This is a genomic window from Faecalibacterium hattorii (genome assembly GCF_003287455.1).
Classification (GTDB): Bacteria; Bacillota; Clostridia; order Oscillospirales; family Ruminococcaceae; genus Faecalibacterium; species Faecalibacterium hattorii.
Genome location: NZ_PRLC01000048.1, coordinates 1 through 769, shown reverse-complemented (window position 1 = coordinate 769; position 769 = coordinate 1). Strand labels below are relative to the sequence as shown.

Sequence of the window (769 nt, the reverse complement as noted above, 5' to 3'; positions counted from 1 at the left end):
AATCACACGATCGCTGATTTTGCCGCTGCCTTTCAGCACGATATAGCTGATGATGGTGCCCGGTTTAACTTTGATACAGGATCCTTAACGTTTCAGCCACGCATCCAGGCCGGTCTGTTTGCCGCTCTGGTAACGCAGATCTTCTTTACGGTAGCCAAACGCTTCCAGAATACGCAGAACCGCCGGCAGAACCTGGTTTTCGATGTAGTAATCCGGATCGTATTTGTGTTTGCGCGGATCATATTCGGTCAGCAGAATCACACGATCGCTGATTTTGCCGCTGCCTTTCAGCACGATATAGCTGATGATGGTGCCCGGTTTAACTTTGATACCACGCGCCGCCAGACGTTTCGCAATCGCAACATGCGGACCGATCGCTTTGTAATCTTTCAGATCGCGGGTAATCTGTTCGTGGATCACCAGTTTTTCCAGCGGCACACGGTACTTCGCGATTTTTTCAACAACATCGCGAACAACTTCAACCGCTTTTTCCACGCTGCCTTCTTTCAGGATCGCTTCCAGAACTTTCGCCTGGGTTTCTTTCGCAATTTCGCTCCAATCGCGACGAACAACTTCCAGACCGCGGGTGGTAATACGGCCTTCTTCATCGATCACCGCATAGCGTTTTTTGGTCACGAAGAAACCGCGCAGGTAAAAGCCTTCGTATTCCAGTTCCAGCAGACCCGGCAGTTTGCTGTTGATGTAGTTCAGAAATTCTTTCGCTTTCTTTTTGATCAGTTCCGGTTTTTCACCCGGAATGGTCGCATAG

The 769-nt window shown here is 49.7% G+C and carries 1 protein-coding gene; it reads right to left on the bottom strand.

Features of this window, described 5'->3' with window-relative positions; genetic code table 11:
• Nucleotides 1-84 precede the first annotated feature (84 nt).
• A partial coding sequence (locus C4N23_RS13700; protein WP_280953147.1) for a DNA polymerase domain-containing protein occupies nt 85-769 on the bottom strand: 685 nt, incomplete at its 5' end.